Origin of the sequence: Mycolicibacterium bacteremicum (genome assembly GCF_002086115.1) — a bacterium.
GTDB classification, from domain to species: domain Bacteria; phylum Actinomycetota; class Actinomycetes; order Mycobacteriales; family Mycobacteriaceae; genus Mycobacterium; species Mycobacterium bacteremicum.
Window position 1 is genome coordinate 132,598 of sequence record NZ_MVHJ01000005.1, and the last position, 19,414, is coordinate 152,011.

At 67.6% G+C, this 19,414-nt stretch carries 23 protein-coding genes; 10 read left to right on the forward strand and 13 right to left on the reverse strand.

All coding sequences use genetic code 11. The features are described 5' to 3' along the window. Window positions 1-66: 66 nt before the first annotated feature. Genes BST17_RS07850 through BST17_RS07865 form a run of 4 tightly spaced genes read left to right on the forward strand, consistent with a single transcriptional unit; the run spans window position 67 to window position 2,695 of the window. Complete coding sequence (locus BST17_RS07850) at window positions 67-1,251, forward strand: geranylgeranyl reductase family protein (protein WP_083056841.1); 1,185 nt, start codon at window positions 67-69, stop codon at window positions 1,249-1,251. Window positions 1,252-1,276: 25 nt separating this feature from the next. After that, window positions 1,277-1,840, forward strand: coding sequence for a hypothetical protein (locus BST17_RS07855; protein ID WP_083056843.1), 564 nt, complete (start codon window positions 1,277-1,279; stop codon window positions 1,838-1,840). Then, window positions 1,837-2,268, forward strand: coding sequence for a VOC family protein (locus BST17_RS07860; RefSeq protein ID WP_083056845.1), 432 nt, complete (start codon window positions 1,837-1,839; stop codon window positions 2,266-2,268). Before BST17_RS07855 ends, BST17_RS07860 begins: the two co-directional genes overlap by 4 nt. Before the next feature lie 10 nt (window positions 2,269-2,278). Then, window positions 2,279-2,695, forward strand: a complete 417-nt coding sequence (locus tag BST17_RS07865; protein WP_083056847.1) for a VOC family protein — start codon at window positions 2,279-2,281, stop codon at window positions 2,693-2,695. Window positions 2,696-2,706: 11 nt separating this feature from the next. Here the strand turns inward: BST17_RS07865 and BST17_RS07870 are convergent, their stop codons facing one another. Next, window positions 2,707-3,408: a LysR family substrate-binding domain-containing protein gene (locus tag BST17_RS07870; protein ID WP_083056849.1), complete on the reverse strand. Its 702-nt coding sequence runs from the start codon at window positions 3,406-3,408 to the stop codon at window positions 2,707-2,709. 28 nt (window positions 3,409-3,436) lie between these two features. On the opposite strand from BST17_RS07870, the gene BST17_RS07875 reads away from it, so the two are divergent. After that, window positions 3,437-3,823 carry a DUF5997 family protein gene (locus tag BST17_RS07875; protein ID WP_083056851.1) on the forward strand — a complete coding sequence of 129 codons (387 nt, stop codon included), beginning with the start codon at window positions 3,437-3,439 and terminating at the stop codon, window positions 3,821-3,823. Window positions 3,824-3,826: 3 nt separating this feature from the next. Here BST17_RS07875 and BST17_RS07880 read toward each other — a convergent pair whose 3' ends face one another. From BST17_RS07880 to BST17_RS07910, 8 genes are all read right to left on the reverse strand, one after another. Next, window positions 3,827-4,078, reverse strand: coding sequence for a hypothetical protein (locus BST17_RS07880; protein WP_083056853.1), 252 nt, complete (start codon window positions 4,076-4,078; stop codon window positions 3,827-3,829). A 47-nt stretch (window positions 4,079-4,125) separates the two neighbouring features. Next, window positions 4,126-4,281, reverse strand: coding sequence for a hypothetical protein (locus BST17_RS29225; RefSeq protein WP_165762234.1), 156 nt, complete (start codon window positions 4,279-4,281; stop codon window positions 4,126-4,128). Further along, window positions 4,278-4,925 carry a nucleotidyltransferase domain-containing protein gene (locus tag BST17_RS07885; protein ID WP_234807578.1) on the reverse strand — a complete coding sequence of 216 codons (648 nt, stop codon included), beginning with the start codon at window positions 4,923-4,925 and terminating at the stop codon, window positions 4,278-4,280. Before BST17_RS07885 ends, BST17_RS29225 begins: the two co-directional genes overlap by 4 nt. Beyond that, the gene (locus BST17_RS29595; protein ID WP_234807579.1) at window positions 4,871-5,254 is read right to left on the reverse strand and encodes a hypothetical protein; all 384 of its coding nucleotides are present in this window, start codon (window positions 5,252-5,254) and stop codon (window positions 4,871-4,873) included. The genes BST17_RS07885 and BST17_RS29595 overlap by 55 nt, the downstream gene beginning before the upstream one ends. 186 nt (window positions 5,255-5,440) lie before the next feature. Beyond that, complete coding sequence (gene nrdE / locus BST17_RS07895; protein WP_083056855.1) at window positions 5,441-7,609, reverse strand: class 1b ribonucleoside-diphosphate reductase subunit alpha; 2,169 nt, start codon at window positions 7,607-7,609, stop codon at window positions 5,441-5,443. Continuing rightward, window positions 7,576-8,022: a class Ib ribonucleoside-diphosphate reductase assembly flavoprotein NrdI gene (nrdI, locus tag BST17_RS07900; protein ID WP_083056857.1), complete on the reverse strand. Its 447-nt coding sequence runs from the start codon at window positions 8,020-8,022 to the stop codon at window positions 7,576-7,578. Before nrdI ends, nrdE begins: the two co-directional genes overlap by 34 nt. Window positions 8,023-8,086: 64 nt before the next feature. Further along, window positions 8,087-8,329 (reverse strand): redoxin NrdH, encoded by a 243-nt coding sequence (locus BST17_RS07905; RefSeq protein WP_083056859.1) that lies wholly within the window; start codon window positions 8,327-8,329, stop codon window positions 8,087-8,089. A 429-nt stretch (window positions 8,330-8,758) separates the two neighbouring features. Continuing rightward, complete coding sequence (locus BST17_RS07910) at window positions 8,759-9,307, reverse strand: NADPH-dependent FMN reductase (RefSeq protein WP_083056861.1); 549 nt, start codon at window positions 9,305-9,307, stop codon at window positions 8,759-8,761. An 89-nt stretch (window positions 9,308-9,396) separates the two neighbouring features. Between BST17_RS07910 and BST17_RS07915 the strand changes: the two genes are divergently transcribed. The 5 genes from BST17_RS07915 to BST17_RS07935 all read left to right on the forward strand — a co-directional run bounded on the left by BST17_RS07915 (window position 9,397) and on the right by BST17_RS07935 (window position 14,578). Then, window positions 9,397-10,005, forward strand: coding sequence for a TetR/AcrR family transcriptional regulator (locus BST17_RS07915; RefSeq protein ID WP_083056863.1), 609 nt, complete (start codon window positions 9,397-9,399; stop codon window positions 10,003-10,005). Next, a complete protein-coding gene (locus BST17_RS07920) occupies window positions 10,002-11,033 on the forward strand; it encodes a DNA polymerase IV (protein WP_083056865.1) in 1,032 nt (343 codons plus the stop codon). Before BST17_RS07915 ends, BST17_RS07920 begins: the two co-directional genes overlap by 4 nt. After that, window positions 11,027-12,181, forward strand: a complete 1,155-nt coding sequence (locus BST17_RS07925; protein WP_083056866.1) for an AAA family ATPase — start codon at window positions 11,027-11,029, stop codon at window positions 12,179-12,181. Before BST17_RS07920 ends, BST17_RS07925 begins: the two co-directional genes overlap by 7 nt. A gap of 53 nt (window positions 12,182-12,234) precedes the next feature. Next, a complete protein-coding gene (locus BST17_RS07930; RefSeq protein WP_083056868.1) occupies window positions 12,235-12,942 on the forward strand; it encodes a GAF domain-containing protein in 708 nt (235 codons plus the stop codon). 148 nt (window positions 12,943-13,090) lie between these two features. Continuing rightward, entirely contained in the window at window positions 13,091-14,578 is a 1,488-nt protein-coding gene (locus tag BST17_RS07935; protein WP_234807580.1) for a sugar transferase, read from the forward strand. A 10-nt stretch (window positions 14,579-14,588) separates the two neighbouring features. Here the strand turns inward: BST17_RS07935 and BST17_RS07940 are convergent, their stop codons facing one another. From BST17_RS07940 to BST17_RS07955, 4 genes are read right to left on the reverse strand one after another with little or no spacing between them, the layout of a single operon-like run. Beyond that, window positions 14,589-15,761 (reverse strand): lipase family protein, encoded by a 1,173-nt coding sequence (locus BST17_RS07940; protein ID WP_083056870.1) that lies wholly within the window; start codon window positions 15,759-15,761, stop codon window positions 14,589-14,591. Next, window positions 15,758-16,999 (reverse strand): hypothetical protein, encoded by a 1,242-nt coding sequence (locus tag BST17_RS29835; protein WP_083056872.1) that lies wholly within the window; start codon window positions 16,997-16,999, stop codon window positions 15,758-15,760. The genes BST17_RS07940 and BST17_RS29835 overlap by 4 nt, the downstream gene beginning before the upstream one ends. A 4-nt stretch (window positions 17,000-17,003) precedes the next feature. Further along, window positions 17,004-18,110 (reverse strand): glycosyltransferase, encoded by a 1,107-nt coding sequence (locus BST17_RS07950; protein WP_083056874.1) that lies wholly within the window; start codon window positions 18,108-18,110, stop codon window positions 17,004-17,006. Next, window positions 18,100-19,230, reverse strand: coding sequence for a hypothetical protein (locus BST17_RS07955; RefSeq protein ID WP_234807581.1), 1,131 nt, complete (start codon window positions 19,228-19,230; stop codon window positions 18,100-18,102). The genes BST17_RS07950 and BST17_RS07955 overlap by 11 nt, the downstream gene beginning before the upstream one ends. Window positions 19,231-19,414 lie beyond the last annotated feature (184 nt).

The following is a 19,414-nucleotide window of genomic DNA, read 5'->3' on the forward strand; positions in this document are numbered from 1 at the left end:
AGCAGCAACCGGCGAACGACACGAGTAGCATCGCCATGTCATGCCCACATCCATCGAGACGAGACAATGACTGCCCACTACGACGTTGTGATCGCGGGCGGGGGCCCCTCAGGTTCAGCCGCCGCTTGGCAGGCCGCTCAGACCGGCGCCCGCGTGGTCGTGCTGGACAAGGCCGAATTCCCGCGGTCGAAGCCGTGCGGTGACGGGCTGACCGCCCGCGCGGTGAGCTATCTGCAGAAGATGGGCCTGGCCGACGAGGTCGCCACCTATCACCGGGTCAACAAGGTGACGGTGTACAGCCCGAGCGCCTGGGAGCTGTCCTTCCCGCGCCGCCCCGGCATGCCCGATCACGGGCACACGGTGGCCCGCGAGCACCTCGATACCGTGCTGCTCAAGCACGCCGAGTCCGCGGGTGCCGAGATCCGGCAGGGCGCCGAGGTCGCGGGTCCGGAACTCGATGCCGACGGCCGCGTCGTCGGCGTGGTGCTCAAGAGTGGCGAGAAGGTCCTCGGCGATGCCGTCATCGCCGCCGACGGCGCCTACTCCCCCATCAAGCGGGCGTTGAAGATCGACTCGGAGTACAACGGCTATTCCGCTATCGCGATCCGCTCCGAGATGCACCTGAACCGACCCGATAACGACAGCCTCGACATCTACCTGAAGCTGCTCTTCCAGGGCGACCAGCTGCCCGGTTACGGGTGGGTGTTCCCGATGGGCAACAACGTCTTCAACATCGGACTGGGCTATGTGAACAGCTACAAGAACTGGCAGGCGATCAACGCCACCCAGTTCCTGGGCGACTTCCTGCGCAGTCTGCCCCCGGAGTGGGAGGCGCCGCCGATCGAGGAGCTCAAGAAGAACAAGAGCGTGCGAGCGTGGCGATTGCCGATGGGTTTCACCGCCTGGCCGCCGTGGCGCCCGGGCGTGCTGTTCACCGGCGACTCGCTGGGTGCCGGCAAGCCGGCGTCGGGCGCGGGCATCTCCAAGGCGCTGGAATCCGGGCTGGCCGCCGGTGAGTGTGCGATCGCCGCGCTGACCAACGGCGGACCGGACGACTTCACCAATTACGCCCAGCGTATGGAGGCGGCGTGGGGCAGGGAGTATCGCCGGGGTCGGTACATGCACAAGCTCATCGGTTACCCGAAGCTGGCCGACGCGGGCATCAAGCTCATCGACAACGCCGCGTTCCGGGATCGGATGCTCAAGGCGCTGTACAAGAAGGCGCAGGGCCCGCAGCACTCCGTGAAGTAGCGGGGTCGAGCGTTACCCTGACCGCATGAGCCGGCCGGACCCTGCCGTCCTGCTGGCCTCCTGCGGTGCGGTGACCATCGAAACCGGTCTGACGAACGCGGAATTCGTTCGTCTGCGCACCGAATTCGGGTTCGATTTCGCCGACGACCACCGTGCGTTCCTGGCCGCCGGCTTACCGGTGGGTGCGGGGTGGCCCAACTGGCGCGACGACGGGCGGCGCACGCTGCGGGCTCAGCTCCAATTGCCGGTCGAGGGAATCCGATTCGCGGTCGAGTGGCGCTCCTTCTGGCCCGACGAATGGGGTGCCCGCCCGGCGCGCACGAAAGATGCGTTGCGGAGCGCGGACTATCACCTCGCGCGGGTGCCGCGACTGATCCCGGTGCACGCCAATCGTTATCTGCCCGCGGGCGCCTCATCCGGCAGTCCGGTGTTGCAGGTGTTGCAGACCGAGGTGCGGGTCGCCGGCGTGGATCTCGCGGGTTTCCTCGAGGCCGAGTTCGCCTCCCGTCCGCCCGCCTCGGTCGGCACCGCGCGCACCGTGGCGTTCTGGTCGGATCTGTCGGTGCCCGGTAGTACACCTGGACCATGACGACTGCACAGCTCACCGCGTTCATCTGTTATCGGGATCCCGAGCGCGCGGTGCGCTGGATCTCCGAGGTGCTCGGCTTCCGGGTCGTCCGCAGCTTCGGCGACGGCGGCCGGTTGTTCCACGTCGAGATGCGACGCGGCCGCGCAGTGGTGTGTGTGCAGCATGACGACCGCGGATACGACGTGCCCGCGCCGAAGGGCGATTGTGTCGGCGCCGGGCTCTACGTCGTCGTCGATGCCGCCGAGATCGGGCCCATCCACTCCCGCGCGCTCGACGCGGGCACGACGGTGCTGGTCGCACCCGAAACCACCGTGTGGGGCAACTTCCGCACCGAACTGCTCGACCCGGAGGGCCGGCAGTGGTCGATCGGGACGTACTCACCGGGACAGCCCGACGAGTGCGGCTCAGGTGTCACAGCCGCCGAGTAACCTCCGCCACATGGAGCAACGCATCAGCCTGATCACGCTCGGTGTCGACGACCTCGACCGGGCCCGTAGGTTTTACGAGCAGGGGCTCGGATGGGAGCCCCGATCCGCACCCGAGGGCGTGGTGTTCTATCAGCTGCCCGGGATCGCACTGGCGCTGTTCGTGCGGGCGGATTTGGCCGCCGACGCACAGCATCAGATCGACGGGCGGTTCTCCGGGATCACCATCGCGATCAATCAGCGTTCCGAGGCAGATGTCGATGCGGTCCTGCAGCAGGCCGCTGCGGCGGGCGCAACGATCCTCAAGCCCGCCCAGAAGGTGTTCTGGGGTGGTTACTCCGGCTATTTCGCCGACCTGGACGGCCATGTCTGGGAGGTCGCCCTCAACCCCGAGTGGACCATCAACGATGATGGCACGCTGACGATCTGACCCCCCATCGTTCAGCGTCTGCCTCGTTTGGCCGGTTTGCGCGCGGTCTTGCCCGCGGCGGCGCGAGCGGCCTGTTTGGCCAGCGTCTTCTCCCGGGCGGTCCGCTTGGGCGCCGGCTCGGCGCGGCCACGCGATGAGCTTTCCCTGCGACCACGCACGATGCCGATGAACTCCTCGACCAGGTCGCCCTGCTCGCCGTCGGGGAATGCGAGCGCCACCGCACAGGTGGGCGCGTCGGTGATCGGCCGGTAGCTGAGGTCCTTGCGGTGGTACAGCCGCGCGAGCGACTGCGGGGCGATGAGCGCGCCGATGCCCGCGGCGACGAGTTCGATTGCGTCCTTTGTGGTTTCGGGCCGATGGTCGACCGCGACACCGGCCGGCCAGCCGACGACGTCGTCACGCGGGATCAGCACCGGTTCGGTGGCCAGGTCGGCGGCGGTGACGGCGTCGAGCGCGGTCAGCAGATGGTCGGCGGGAACCACGACCACTGTGGTTTCCGCGTAAAGCGGGATGACGGCCAGGCCGGTGGAATCGCAGGGCACCCGCAGCAATGCCACGTCGACGGTGCCGGTGCGCACCGCCTCGGCCGCCTCGGCCGGTTCGACAGCACTCAACCGCAACGGAACGTCGGGGTGACGCTGCGCCCAGGTCCGCGCCCACTTCGCCGGGGTCGCGCCGGGGACGTACCCGACGGTGAGCGAGGGCGCAGGCACCGCATCAGGTTACCGATACGCTCTGTTCATGAGTAGGCCGAACGCGCAGTCCATGAAGCCCGCCACGGCGGCCAAGAAGCTGGACGTCTACCTGCCCGCGACGCCCGCCGAATTCCAGGAGAACGCGATCACCCGCGCGGAGCTGGCGGCGCTGCAGGAGGATCCACCGCAATGGCTCAAGGATCTGCGCAAGAACGGGCCGCATCCGAAAAATCTGGTCGCCGCCAAGCTGGGGGTGTCCATTGCCGGGCTGGCCCGCGGCGGTGTCACCGAGGCGCTGACGACCGAGCAGATCAATGCGCTGCTGGAGGAGAAGCCGGACTGGTTGGTCGCCGAGCGGGAGAGCTACCAGCACGTGCTGAGCGAAGAGCGGCGGATCAAGGCCCAACAGGCCGAGCGCGCCGACCGGCGCTGACCGTCACCCGCCGCTAATGGGTGTCACGGTGGCGGGCTTGCGTCCCCGGAGGAAGTAGGCGACGGGCAGGACGCCCGACGATGTCACCAATCCCAACGCGGCGCGCCACAGCCAGCGCGGGCCGTTGACCTGTCGGGCATCGCGACCGGCGAGGTCACGCAATGCCACCGCACGCAGGCCGGCGTCGAGCACCGTCAGCGCAACGATCACCGCCTTGCCCGCCGGGTGCAGGTTCTTCCACAACGTGCCGGCCACGACAGCCCACCTTCCTTTCACGCCTCGAATCCAACCTATCAACGACGTCAGCGGAAGAACTTGTCGCTGAGGCCATCGAAGAAACGGTCGAGGCGGTGCTCCAGTCGCGTGCCCTTGCCCCACCGCTCCCAGGCATAGACGAGACCGAACAACGCCATGACGGCGCCGAGCACCAGCGCGGCCACGGCGATCGCGTCGGTCATCGGAGAGCGTCGATCCAGGTGTGGCCGGGGTGCACGCGTATCAGCCACCCACGTAGCCGGGATCGGGCGGTCGCATCGAGGTGCGGCAGGACGCGGGAGAAGTCGGCCTCGTCCTTGTCCCGTCGGTGTTTGGCCTTGAACAGCAGGGCGACCTCGGGGATGACATAGGGCACGCCATCGGCCGTCCGGTTGATCAGTTCGTGGTAGCCGAGGGTGATCTCCCTGTCACGTCGGCACACCCAGCGGTCCTGCGTGTGCGGCTCACGGAAGACATCGAGCCGGTAGCGACCGGTACCGGGATCGCGCAGCCAGGTCTGGAAGTGCTGATCGAGCCGTTCGGGGTACGGCCACATCAACCCGTCGCCGACGACATCCCAGGCGTACCCGGGCAGGGCCGCCACGATCTCGTCGAATCGGGCTGCGGGTACGGCGATCTCGGTGTCCTCATGCGCACGGGTGTTTGTGCCGAGGAAGAGGTCGAGCGCCCAGCCGGCCGCGACGCACCACGGCGCCTGGACATGGGCGAGGCGGCGGGCCACCTCGGCGGGAGGCCAGGCATCCCAGGCGGCGCCGGTGGGCGGCGGGGCCGTCAGTGCTGCGATCCCGGGCCGGCGGGCGGGTAGGGCGGCTGTGGAGCCGGCCATGACGGCCCGGGCTGTCCGGGGTGTGGTGGCTGTGGATACGGCTGCTGCGAGTACTGCTGGGGATACGGCTGCTGCGGGTACTGCCACGCCGCGCCATCCCAATATGGCTGCGGCTGCGGACCCTGCTGCGGGTACCGCCAGCCCGTACCGTCCCAGTACGGCTGCTGGGGCGGGTACGGCGCAAATTGCTTGGGCCGGCGGCTCTTCCGGATGAGGTACACGATTCCCCAGATGATCAGCGCGAGGATCAGCAATCGGCCGATCACGGTGCCGATCACACGTCCTGGATTCGAGCTGTCGGCGAGCACCACGGCAAGTTCGGTCGTCAAGATGAGATTCCCCCTGTGTGGGCGCAGCCGGTTCCGCAGGCTGCGCGCACCTGACAGCCTAGCCGCGGTGGCGCACCGGGCACGCGGGAAATTCCGCGAGCTCGCACGCGGCCGCGTCGGCGACTCCCGATACGAGAAGCGGGCCGGGGAACGTGTCCCCCGGCCCGCTTGAATACTCAGCTCAGCTCACAGCATGCAGCTGACGCAACCCTCCACCTCGGTGCCTTCGAGCGCCATCTGGCGCAGCCGGATGTAGTACAGCGTCTTGATGCCCTTACGCCAGGCGTAGATCTGCGCCTTGTTCACATCGCGGGTGTTGGCGGTGTCCTTGAAGAACAGCGTCAACGAAAGACCTTGATCCACATGCTGAGTCGCCGCGGCATAGGTGTCGATGATCTTCTCGTACCCGATCTCGTACGCGTCCTGGTAGTACTCCAGGTTGTCGTTGGTCAGATACGGCGCCGGGTAATAGACGCGACCGATCTTGCCTTCCTTGCGGATCTCGATCTTGCTGGCCACCGGGTGGATCGAGCTCGTCGAGTGGTTGATGTAGCTGATCGAACCCGTCGGCGGCACGGCCTGCAGGTTCTGGTTGTAGATGCCGTGGGTCTGCACCGACTCCTTGAGCCGCTTCCAGTCCTCCTGGGTGGGGATCCGGATGCCGGCGTCGGCGAAGATCTCGCGCACTCGCGCGGTGGCCGGCTCCCACACCTGGTCGGTGTACTTGTCGAAGAATTCACCCGACTTGTACTTGGACTTCTCGAACCCGCCGAACGCCCGACCCCGTTCGATTGCAAGGCGATTCGAGGCCCGGAGCGCGTGGTAGAGCACGGTGTAGAAGTAGATGTTGGTGAAGTCGACGCCCTCGTCGGAGCCGTACATGATCCGCTCGCGGGCCAGGTAGCCGTGCAGGTTCATCTGGCCCAGGCCGATGGCGTGCGACTCGTTGTTGCCCTGCTCGATCGAGGGCACCGACCAGATGTGGGTCTGATCGCTCACCGCGGTGAGTGCACGAATGGCCACCTCGATGGTCTGCGCGAAGTCCGGTGAGTCCATCGCCTTGGCGATGTTCAGCGACCCCAGGTTGCACGAGATGTCCTTGCCCACCTTGGCATATGACAGGTCCTCGTTGAACAGCGACGGCGTCGAGACCTGCAGGATCTCCGAGCACAGGTTGGAGTGGGTGATCTTGCCCTCGATCGGGTTGGCCCGGTTCACCGTGTCCTCGTACATGATGTACGGGTAGCCCGACTCGAACTGCAGCTCGGCGAGGGTCTGGAAGAATTCGCGCGCCTTGATCTTGGTCTTGCGGATGCGGGCGTCGTCGACCATCTCGTAGTACTTCTCGGTGACCGAGATGTCGGCGAACGGCACCCCGTAGACGCGCTCGACGTCGTACGGCGAGAACAGATACATGTCCTCGTTGCGCTTGGCCAGCTCGAAGGTGATGTCCGGGATCACCACGCCCAGCGAGAGCGTCTTGATCCGGATCTTCTCGTCGGCGTTCTCCCGCTTGGTGTCCAGGAAGCGGTAGATGTCGGGGTGGTGTGCGTGCAGGTAGACCGCACCGGCACCCTGGCGCGCACCGAGCTGGTTGGCGTAGGAGAACGAATCCTCCAGCAGCTTCATGATCGGGATGACACCCGAGGACTGGTTCTCGATGTTCTTGATGGGCGCGCCGTGCTCGCGAATATTGCTCAGCAGCAACGCCACACCGCCACCGCGCTTGGACAGCTGCAGCGCCGAGTTGATGGAGCGCCCGATGGACTCCATGTTGTCCTCGATGCGCAGCAGGAAGCAGGACACCGGCTCGCCGCGCTGCTTCTTGCCCGAGTTCAGGAACGTCGGGGTGGCGGGCTGGAAGCGGCCGTCGATGATCTCGTCGACCAGCTTCTCCGCCAGCGTGGTGTCCCCGGCGGCCAACGTCAACGCCACCATCACGACACGGTCCTCGAAGCGTTCGAGATAGCGCTTCCCGTCGAATGTCTTGAGCGTGTAGGAGGTGTAGTACTTGAACGCGCCCAGGAACGTCGGGAACCGGAACTTCTTGGCATACGCCCGGTCCAGCAGGTTCTTGACGAAATTACGGCTGTACTGGTCGAGCACCTCGCGCTCGTAGTACTCCTTCTCGATCAGGTAGTCGAGCTTCTCGTCCTGACTGTGGAAGAACACCGTGTTCTGGTTGACGTGCTGCAGGAAGTACTCGCGGGCGGCCTGCACGTCCTTGTCGAACTGAATCTTGCCGTCGGCGTCGTACAGGTTCAGCATCGCGTTGAGCGCGTGGTAGTCCGTCTCCCCCGGGAGCGCGTGGGCGCCGGTGGTTACAGGTTCTGCAGCTGTGACGGTTGGTGGCACGTCTGGTCCTTCCAGAAGTCTGCGAGGCCGGCACGGACGGCGAAGACGTCGTCCGTCGTTCCCATGAGTTCGAATCGGTAGAGGAATGGCACGCCGCACTTGCGGGAGACGACGACCCCCGCATAGCCGAATTCGGCGCCGAAGTTGGTGTTGCCCGCGGCGATGACACCGCGGATCAACGACCGGTTGTGTTCGTTGTTGAGGAAGGCGATCACCTGCTTGGGGACATAGCCCCCGCGATCAGGATCAGGACCGTTGGCGTGGCCGCCACCGTAGGTGGGGAGGACGAGCACATACGGCTCGTCGACCTGGATCCGCTCCTTGATCGGGATCCGGATGGCAGGCAGTTCGAGCTTCTGCACGAACCGGTGGGTGTTCTCCGACACGCTGGAGAAGTAGACGAGGTTGCTCATTGTCTGCTCCCCTCGGTCGGCTGTCGGGTGGTCTCGCTGTCGGATGGTCTCGCTGTCGGATGGTCTAGGCGGTGACGGCGGATGCCCCGGCCAGGGCCTTGATGCGGTCGGGACGGAAGCCGGACCAGTGTTCGTTGCCGGCGACGACGACGGGCGCCTGCAGATACCCCAGCGCCATCACGTAGTCGCGAGCCTCGGCATCCTCGGTGATGTCGACGACCTCGTACGCGACGCCCGCCTTGTCCAAGGCCTTGTAGGTGGCGTTGCACTGCACGCAAGCGGGCTTGGTGTACACGGTGACGTTCATCTAGCGGCTCCTACGCTCGTGCATGACTCGGGACGGGCAACTGCTCGGGTAACACATTTCACTTCAGTTCAGCGGTCCGCGGGGCCCGGAAATTCCGGTCTCGCGCGGAGCGTGATCCCGGAATTCTGACCCCGCGACACGGGTGGATCTCGCTCCGCCGAACCCCTTGGGCGTTGGGGCCTCGCGGTCCGTCGAACACTACACCTAGTGTCCGACAAACCGAAGAGATACAAGATGTTCTGAACAACATTCGTGAAATTCCCAGGTCGTAAGCCCCTGGCCGTGTCGAGCCTCGGCGTGTCGCACATCACATTCGGGTGCGTGTCGCACCATATCCGCGGGGTCCGACAACCGTGCCGCGGCCACGCCACTGCCCCAACGACAGGACCGCCCGGGAGCAACGCTCCCGGGCGGTCCTGTCAAATCCGATCAGCCGATCTCGGCGACCAGCTTGCCGACGACCTCACGCACGCTCGCGGCGACCTCGTCGTTCTCCCGGGGATGCTTGTCCTCGAGCACCTTGGTCGGGATAGACAGCTTCAGATCCTCGACCAGCCGCGGGCCGGCGATGGCGAACGACTTGCGGGTCTCGTCGTGCGCCCACACGCCGCCATACTGTCCCAGCGCGGTGCCGATCACCGCGAACGGCTTGTCCTTGAGCGCGCCGTTACCCCACGGCCGGGACAACCAGTCGATGGCATTCTTGAGCACACCCGGGATGGAGCCGTTGTATTCGGGGGTGACCACCAGCGCGGCACCGGCCGCGGCGGCCGCCTCGCGCAGCGCGCGTACCGGTTCGGCGACGTCGTCGTTGTCGATGTCCTCGTTGTAGTGCGGCAGTTCACCGAGACGGTCGAACACCTGCAGGGTCACGCCGTCGGGAGCGGACTCGACCGCCAATTCGGCGAGCTGCCGGTTGACCGAGGCGGCCCGCAGGCTTCCGATGAGCACCAGCACGTTGGTCCCGTTGTCGGACATGATCGATGTTCCCTTTCGTCGTCAGCTGATCCTTGCACAGCATAACCGGACCGTGGTCCGAATAATTCCGGCTGAGTTAAAGTGCAGGCATGGGCGCACCCGAACCTCTCAGCGTGCTGCCGCCCTCGTCCGCCGCACCGGCCGAGCGCGGCGACGCCGCGCGCAACCGTGCCCTGCTGCTCGACGCCGCCCGCCGCCTCATCGCCGAACGCGGCGCCGATGCGGTCTCGATGGATGATGTCGCCGCCGCGGCCGGCGTCGGCAAGGGAACCCTGTTCCGCCGCTTCGGCAGCCGGGCAGGCCTGATGATCGTGCTCCTCGACGAGGACGAGATCGCCGAACAACAGGCCTTCATGTTCGGCCCTCCCCCGCTCGGCCCGGGCGCGGCGCCGCTGGAACGGTTGCTGGCCTACGGTCGCAGCCGGCTGCGGTTCGTGCACACCCACCACGCACTGCTCTCCGATGCCGCCCGGGATCCGCACACCCGCTACAACTCGCCGGCAACCCTGCACCGCACCCACATCCGGATGCTCCTCGAATCGGCGCACACCACAGGCGATCTCGACGCACAGGCCGACGCGTTGTTCGAGCTGCTGGACGCCGACCGGGTGGCACACGAACTGATCGACCGCGGCAGGACACTCGACGAACTCGGCATCGCATGGGAGAGCGTCGCCCGTAAACTCTGCGGCACGTGAGCGCCTGGATCCTTCATGTAGACCTGGACCAGTTCCTGGCCTCGGTCGAACTCGGGCGCCATCCCGAACTGGCCGGCCTGCCCGTGATCGTCGGCGGTAGCGGCGACCCGCACGAACCGCGCAAGGTGGTGACGTGCGCATCGTATGAGGCACGCGCGTTCGGCGTCCATGCCGGCATGCCGTTGCGCGCCGCGGCCCGGCGGTGTCCGCAGGCGACCTTCCTGCCGTCGGACCCGCAGGCCTACGACGCCGCCTCGGAGAAGGTGATGGGGCTACTGCGTGACCTCGGCCATCCGCTGGAGGTGTGGGGCTGGGACGAGGCGTATCTGGGGGCCGATGTCGATGATCCGTTCGAGCTCGCCGAACGGATCCGCAGCGTGATCGCCGCCGAGACCGGACTGGTCTGCTCGGTGGGTATCAGCGACAACAAGCAGCGCGCCAAGGTCGCCACCGGTTTCGCCAAACCCGATGGCGTCTACGCGCTGACCGCGGCGAACTGGATGGTCCAGATGGGCGACCGCCCCGTCGACGCGCTGTGGGGCGTCGGCCCCAAGACCGCCAAGAAGCTTGCCGCCATGGATATCTCGACGGTAGGTGATCTCGCCGCCACGGGCCCCGCGGTACTGACGGCGGCCTTCGGCCCGAGCACCGGACTACAGATCCTGCTGCTGGCCAAGGGTGGCGGCGACAGCGAGATCAGCTCCCAGGAATGGATCCCGCGTTCCCGCAGCCACGTCGTCACCTTCGCCCGCGACCTCACCGACCGCACCGAGATGCGCCACGCCGTCACCGATCTGGCGTCCCGGACACTGGCCGAGGTGAGCGCCGACGGGCGTACCGTGACCCGTGTCGCGGTGACGGTGCGCACCAATACGTTCTACACCCGCACCAAGATCCGCAAACTGCCCGTGCCCGGCAACGACGCCACGGCGATCGACGGGCTGGCACTCACCCTGCTCGACGAGTTCGATCTGGACCGGCCGATCCGGCTGCTCGGCGTCCGACTCGAATTGGAGATGCCGTGCTGAACACCATCGCCGTCCGCGGCTACCGGTCACTGCGCGATGTCGTAGTCCCGTTGGCCGCCCTGACCGTCATCACCGGAGCCAACGGCAGCGGCAAGTCGTCGTTGTACCGGGCGCTGATGCTGTTGTCGGACTGCGGCCGTGGCGAGGTCATCGGTTCCCTGGCCCGCGAGGGCGGCCTGCAGTCCGCGCTGTGGGCCGGGCCGGAACAGACCTCCGGCGCGCGCCGGACCGGCACCACCGAGGGCACCACGCGGACCCGCCCGGTGTCGCTCGAACTCGGCTTTGCCTCAGACGAATTCGGTTACCTGGTCGATCTGGGCCTGCCGCAGTACGCCGGTCCGCGTTCGATGTTCGGCCGCGACCCGGAGATCAAACGCGAAGCGGTGTTTGCCGGCCCGCGATTGCGACCGTCGGCGACGCTGGTCCGCCGCAACGGTCCGCACGCCGACGTCGCCGACGAATCGGGTCGCGGATTCAGCGGGCTGACGATGGCGCTACCCGCCTACCAGAGCGTGCTCGCCGAGCACGCCGGTGCCGTTGCCGAGCTGGCTGCGGTTCGAGATCGGCTGCGCGACTGGCGATTCTACGACGGGTTCCGCGTCGACGCCGACGCACCCGCCCGCCGACCCCGGGTCGGCACCCGCACCCCGGTGCTCGCCGATGACGGCGCCGACCTGGCCGCGGCGCTGCAGACCATCATCGAGGTCGGCCACGACGATCTGGCCCGCGCCGTGGCCGATGCGTTCGACGGGGCCACCGTCGCCGTTGTCGACAACAACGGGCTGTTCGAGCTGCAGCTGCACCAACGCGGCATGCTGCGCCCACTGCGGGCAGCCGAACTATCCGACGGGACGCTGCGCTTCCTACTCTGGGCCGCCGCGCTGCTGAGCCCCCGCCCGCCATCGCTGATGGTGCTCAACGAGCCCGAAACGTCGCTGCATCCCGACCTGATTCCCGCGCTGGCCACCATGATCCGCGCCGCCGCCGCCGGTACGCAGGTGGTGGTCGTGACGCATTCGGCGGCAATGCGGGAACTGCTCACCGCGGACGACGCCCTGATGATCGAACTCGTCAAGGAGTGGGGCGAAACCCACATCGAGGGCCAGACCATGCTCAGCGCGCCGCCGTGGGACTGGGGCAAGCGCTGATGCACCGTGTGCAGATCTTCTCCATTCCCAGGCCATGAGGCTATGGTTGATCCGTGGCGACACCCGTTCCGGGATTCGATGATGCATTGTCGGCTTTGCTCGATCGCGAAGCCGCGCGCGTCGGCGAGTCCACCGATGCCTTCGTCAGTCGGGCGGTGGCGGCACGGCTGCGCTACCACCTTGCCGAAATCGGCGATCCCGCGGCCAACGGCGAACTGCTGGCCACCCTTGCCGACAGCCCACCCCCCGCCGTCCAACAGTCGCTCGCCTCACCGATCCTGGATCCGGCGCGGCTCGCCGATCTGGCCGCCACCGGTCTGCTGGACGCGCCGCGCGACGCAAGCTACGACCGCATCGTCCGACTGGCGGCCGAGTCACTGACCGCACCCACCGCGGCCATCTCGCTGGTCGATACGGATCGCCAATTCCTGTTCAGCACATTCGGCGTCACCGGCGAGCTCGAGCAGACCCGGGAGACCCCGATGGACCGGTCGGTCTGCCAGTACGTGGTCGCCTCGGGTGAGCCGTTGATCGTCGACGATGCTCGCCTGCACCCCGTCTTGAAGGACCACCCGGTGGTCCAGGAGCGGGCGCTGCTGTCGTACCTGGGGATACCCCTCAAGAGTGCCGACGGCAACAGCATCGGCACGCTGTGCGTCTGGGACGCGGCACCCCGACAGTGGACGACCGGTCACGTGCAGGTTCTTCGCGATCTGGCCGCGCTGGTTCGCGAACGGATCTTCAACATCGTTGCTGACTAGGGAAAACGAAAGAGCATTTCGTTTCCGTGACCAGCGCCGGACTTAGCTCAGAGCCGTCCAGCAAACAGTTCGCAAATTAGCCAGAAACGAACGAGAAGTTCGCTGTACGCTGATGGCATGCGCTGCCACAACTCGTATCGCATCCACCATGACGCTGGCTGAGCCACACTGGCACGTCGAGGCCATGAGCCGGCAAGCCGAGCAGCAGCCTCCCGGCCGGCACCTCGTCGCGCAGCTCCGCAGAGATCCGCTGCACACAATGCTCACCGTCGTCATCGACACCGTCGCGGCGATGGCGGCGGTCGGTGTCTCGATGTGGTGGGGCATCGCCATCGACGGACTGGCCCCGACCCGATGGCAACTGTGGCTGTTCGTCCCGCTGGTGCTGTTGATCCTGGGCGCCAAGGCGATGTACCGGCGCAGCCTGCAGCGCAACTTCCTCGACGAGATCGGACCGGTGTCCTCGGCGATCTCGTTCGCCGCGCTGGTGTTGCTGACCATTCTGGTCCTCGTCGGAGACACCAACCGGCCCGGGTACGCCGTGGTGCGCATCTGGATCTGCGCCATCGTCCTCATTCCGCTGGCGCGCCTGGTCCGCGCCGCGGCGCAGCGCTATCTGCGCCGCCACCTCGAACACGCCGCCCCGACGCTGGTCGTCGGCGACGGGGCCATGGCGCGCGCGTTGGTCAGCCGGATGAATGAGCTCCCGGAGTACGGGCTGCGCGCGGTGGCCATCCTCGACTACGACCCCGAACGCACCACGGTCACCCCCGCCGAGGACGGGATTCCCGATGTGTTACCGCTCGGCTCGAAGGACGAGTTCGTGGACACCGCAACCAAGTTGCGGATCGAAGACATCGTGATCGCGGACTGCTCGGCCTCGGAGGAGCGACTGATCCCCATCTGCCGGGCCGCACACCAGAGCGGCATCAGGGTGTGGGTGGTACCCAAGCTGCACGACGCGATCGGGGCGCAGGCCCGCATCGAGCACCTGGGCGGTGTGCCACTGCTGGTACTCCCCCAGATCAACCCGCGCGGTTGGCAGTTCGCCGTCAAGCACACCATGGATCGCGTCCTGACCGGCGTGGGCCTGTTGCTCATCTCACCGCTCTTCCTCACGCTGGCGCTGCTGGTGAAGGTGACCTCGCCGGGACCGGTCTTCTTCAAGCAGCCCCGCGTCGGCCGGGACGGTAAACCCTTCGATTGCCTGAAGTTCCGGTCCATGCGGCCGCCCCGCGAAACCGACGCGGCATTCGAGCTGGCCTCGGGCAGCGCGCCGGGCGGTGTCGAGGGGGTTGACAGGCGCACCGCCATCGGCAAGATCATGCGCGCGACATCGCTGGACGAACTGCCGCAGCTGCTCAACGTCCTGCGCGGCGAGATGAGTCTGGTGGGCCCCCGCCCCGAACGACCCGAGTACGTCGAGCTGTTCGAGTTGCAGATCCGGCGCTACGGCGAACGGCACCGGGTGAAGGCCGGTGTGACGGGCTGGGCGCAAGTGCACGGTCTACGCGGGCAGACCTCGATCGCCGACCGCGCCGAGTGGGACAACTACTACATCGAGAACTGGTCGCTGTGGCTGGATCTGAAGACACTGGCGCTGACGGTGCCGGCGGTGCTCAAACGCGCCGAATAGTCCGACGGGTTCAGGGGGCCGCGCAGCTGTTCGGCGCGGGGACCCCGGCCAGCCGGCCCCGCAGCCAATCCATCGGGGCGAGACCGACATCGACCAGTCCGTGCCCCTGCCCGGGTGCTTCGATCACATCGATGACATCGCCCAGCGCGCAGGCCCGGCCGACGGCGCCGCGCGTCCACTGCGGCAGCACCAGCTGGTCTTCGGACCCGAACACCACCAGCATGGGCGCCGTCGCCGGACGCTGCGGTACCGAGATCTCGCCCAACCATTGCCGCAGCCGATCGGTGGCGGCCTTGTCGACCGGACGGGTGTCCCCCCGCGAGGCCGACTCCGCCAGCGTCGCCTTCAGACCTTCCTGGTCACCGGCGCACTCCAGGAAGACGTCCATCCGCTTGCGCATGACACCGTGCAGATAGTCGTCGTAGTTCAGCTCGGGGTGCCGGTACTTCAAGCCCGCCAGGATGAGCGGCACGAACGTTCGCTGCTGGACGGTCAGCGTGCCGGCCTGCATGGCATCGGCGAACGGCCGCAGATCCGTCGGCGCCGCCATGCTGATGGTGCCCGCCAGGCTCAGATCGCGCCCATAGTCGGCCGCGCGCTCGTTGGCCGCCCACATCGCGTGCCCGCCTTGGGACAGGCCGAATCCCACCCAGGCATCCGAGGTGAACTCCGACACCTGCCGGGCTGCCCGCACCGAGTCGATGACGTTGTAGGCGGCCGTGGCCGGATCCAGATACGGGTGTGGCCCCGGCGAACCCAGGCCCTGGTAGTCCGACATCGTCACCACGAACTTCATGGCCAGCAACTGCGCGATCAACGGCATGTTGCCCATCAATCCCGGCGAGGACGATGGCGCGCACTGGGTCTCGATCCCGGCATGCGGGTGACCCACCGCGGCGATGGGCCAACCGTCGGGCGGTGGTTGCCCCTTGGGCACGAAGACCACCCCGGACACCGTCGTCGGTGTGTCATCGACACCCGAGGTGGACCGGTAGCGCACCGCCACCGAACGCGCCGAAAGCTCGCTCAGCGCCGAATACCCCTGAAAATCGGTCGGTGTCGCCAGCAGCTGGCCCGGGTGGGCCTTGCGCAGATTCGGGCCGGTGGTTGCGTCCTGTGGTGTGCAGCCGCTCAGCAGCAGGATCAGGATCGCGACCAGCACGCTCGCGCGGCGTCCGGTCACTGCGCAACCTGGCCACCGGAGACCAGCGCGATCGGGTCATCGCACATCCGATCCACCGCACGCTCGATCACCTCGGCGTCGATCATCGCCGTGCAGAACGATGCCGTGAAGGTTCGGCCGCCATTCAATTCGGACACCAGAAGTGTTGCCGCATCGGGTCCGTCAGGTTCCAGGAACGCCGACAGCTGGGCCGGCCGGTTGGTGGCGAACGGTACCCCGTCGAAGACCCGGAGCGTACCCAGATCGCTGACCGCCAGGCGCAGCCTGTTCGGCACCTCGACCGAGGCGGCGGCCGACGGCGGATCGGCATTGCCGCGGATCGCGCTGATTTCGGCCATGCCCAGGATCGCCAGCGGCCAGCCGGAATCCAACACCGCGCGCACGCTCGCGGCGATCATCGCGGGGTCGCGCTGCCGCGGGATACGCAGCGGGATGCCGACCGCGAAATTACCCTGTGCGGTGGCGTATCCGGCGGCCAGATAACGCCGGCAGTTCATCAGGATCATCACCCGCTCGTCGAACGCGACGCCCTCGGCCTGCAGCGCACTCAGCCACATGTCCACCGAGACCGACGCCGTCGTCGCACCCGGGCAGTGCTGCTTGACCCAGGTCCGCAGCCGACCGGTCTTCTCGGGATCCAGATAGCGGGTGATGCTGCGTTTGGTGGGTTCCCAGTCGGTGATGCGGCGCTCGGCCGCCGCGGTATCGGCACCCCGGTGGTGCGCCCGCAGTTCCAGGAAGCGGCGGACCGCGCCGGGATGCGCACCGAAGTGTCTGCGCAGCGCCGTCCACACCGCGCCGCGCGGCAGGCCATCGGCGAGCAGGCGGACATCGGCCTGCGCGCCACGCGCCAGTTCGGCCAGCCCGATCGTGCCGAACTGACCATCACCGATGCCGTGCGAATAGTCCAGCACCAGGAACTGCCCGCAGACGAAGACCTCGATGGGACGGCGTGCCCCGGGCCGGGACCGGATCTGCGATACCAGCCGACCGAGATCGGTGGTGTCCAGATCGGGCCGGTCGGTGACGGCGCCGCGGACGGTGTCGGCGTCGTAGTCCCAGCGCCGCGCGCCGGCGTCGGGTCGCAGCGCCAGTCGCGGATCTGGCCGCACCGCCACCGCCCGGTCGAGGACGGCCTGCACGCCCGCCACGGTCAGTCCGTCCACCGGGCCCACCGTGACGACCGTCCGGGCCGGGGCCAGATCCCGGTCGGTCGCCGTCGATCGGTACGCAGGCATGTGTTCAGACCGTCGCGGACACGACGTCGTGCATGCGCCTGCGGAAGTTCTCCCGGGAGAAGTTCTCCGCCCAGCGCCGAATCTCGTTGCGGTCGAAGTCGTCCGGACGGAATGACCGGATGGCCGCGACGAACCCGTCGACCACTTCCCGGTCGGTTCCGTTGGCCACGTGCACACCCGACAGTCCGGGGATCACCGTGTCGACGGCGCCGCCCTCGCCCAGCGCGATGACCGGTGTGCCGGTCGCCATCGCCTCGACCGGGACGATCCCGAAGTCCTCCACCCCCGGCATCAACAGCGCCCTGGCCCGGCGGTGCAGATCCAGCAGTTCGGCATGCGGCACCCGGCCGAGGAACTTGGTGCGCGGCCCGGCCACCGAACGGCACAGCTCGAACGCCCGGCCCTCGCCCACCACCACCAGCGGCACATCGGCGGCGGCCGCCGCCAGCACGGCGATGTCCGGGCGTTTGTACGGTACGAGCCGGCCGGCGAGCAGATAGAAATCCTCGCGCTCGACGGTCGGGTCGATGGTGAAACCCTCGGTGTCCACCGGCGGGGGCACGACGACGGAGTCCCGACGCCACCAGTCCTTGATGCGGGTCGCCACCGCCGACGAATTCGCCACCACGGTGGACAGTTTCGGCGCAGCCAAGACCTCCGCGCGCCGGGCGACCCGGGACAACACGCTGAGCACCGCCGCCCCCAGCCGACCGCCGCCCTCACTGGCGCGCAACGTCGGGTCCCAGGCCCAGCGGGCCGGGCTGTGCACATAGGCCACCACCGGTGCGTCGGTGGCCAGCACCGCCTGGGTGGCGAACGCGTGGTGGCTGGCGATCACCACGTCGAACCCGCTGAGGTCGAGGTGCCGGAACGCGCTGGGCATCAACGGCATCAGCGGCGCATACGTGCGCTGCCCGGTGGCGTGATACAGCTTGTCCAGGCGTGTGGTGTGCGGTGGCCGCGTCAACCCCGCCGGAATGCCCTCCGGCCGGGCGATGGTGGTGAAGACCTCCGAGTCCGGCCACTCCAGCGCCAACTGCTCGATGACGTGTTCGGAACCGGCTATCTCGGTGAGCCGTTCGTGCACGATGCCAACGCGCTCATGATCCATCGTTCTCACCTGCTCTCGATGTCGGTGCGGTCACCGCGTCGGTCTCCGTGGGCCTGTCGGCCACCGACGGTCCTTGGTTCTTCGCCGGCTTACGCTTTCGCGGGGCGGGTTGCACCACCAGCCAACGCGGGACGTCGAGCGCCATCAGCTGGCGCAGCGCCTGCTCGGCAGCGGCCCGACTGGGGGCGGCCGCCGACACCACCAGCACGGCCGCGCCGAGGCTTTCGGCGTCGGTGCGCTCCCACCAGGGGCTGTCCAACGGGAGCTCAGTCAGGGTGCGCCGGTGGCCGGTGCCGGTGCGGGCCGCCGCGGGGAAGACTGCCTCCGGTCCGAGCAGTACCAGCACCTCGCTGCCGGAGCGTTGCAGCTGGGCGATGTGTGCGGCCGCGAGGGTGGGCAGCGGCGCGGTGGAATCCGCATCGAACTCGGCGCCGTACTTGTTGGCCATCCGGCGGGCCCACGTCCGGTTCGGCGTCGTGCCGACGCGGCTGCGGAACAGCACGATCAGCTCGGCGGCCACGATGAATGCGACCAGTCCGGCGACCATGGCTTCCGAGGACGGTTGTGGGCTGACGTAGTGCAGGTTCTGCACCGGGACGGCCAGCACGCTGATGCGGTCACCGCCGCTGCCCTGCAGCTGCTGCAGTTGCGCCCGCAGGTCGGCGAGGCGTCGGTCCGATGAGGCCCGGGCCGGATCGTCCGGGGCCAGGGCGGCGGTGCTGGCCTCCTCCACCGCGATGGTGGCCCGCACCTGTTCGAGCTGCTTGCCGACATCGCGCTCGTGGTTGGCTTGCGCGGCCTGCGCGACGGTGACCACCATCGACTCGGCCAATTGCTTGGCCAGCGCCGGTGTGTCGGCGGTGACCGTGAACAGCAGCAGCTGCGGGGACGGCCCCGGCGACAGTTGGACGTGGCTGCGCAGCGTGTCGGCGTCCCACCCCACGTTCACCTGGGCGAGCACCTGGTTGAGGACGTCGTTGTCCAGCGCCAGCCCCATGAACGGCGCGCGCAGCTGCTCGACGAACGCATCACCGGGGACCGGCGTCTGTGATGGTGCGATCTGGGTGTAGATCGTCGCCGAGTACTGCTTTTCAGCAAACGCGCTTCGTAAGCCGTACACCGCTCCACCCACGAGTAACGCGATAATCAGGGCAGGGAGCAACGCTCGGCCCAGTTCCTTGAAATGCCCGACCAGGTCGACGGGAACAGGGGTCTGACCCCGGTGAGTGGGATCGCCGGTCGTCACGTTCGAGGCTCCTCGGGCACGCGTATAGGTTGTCCCCAGATGTTAGCTGCGCAAACCC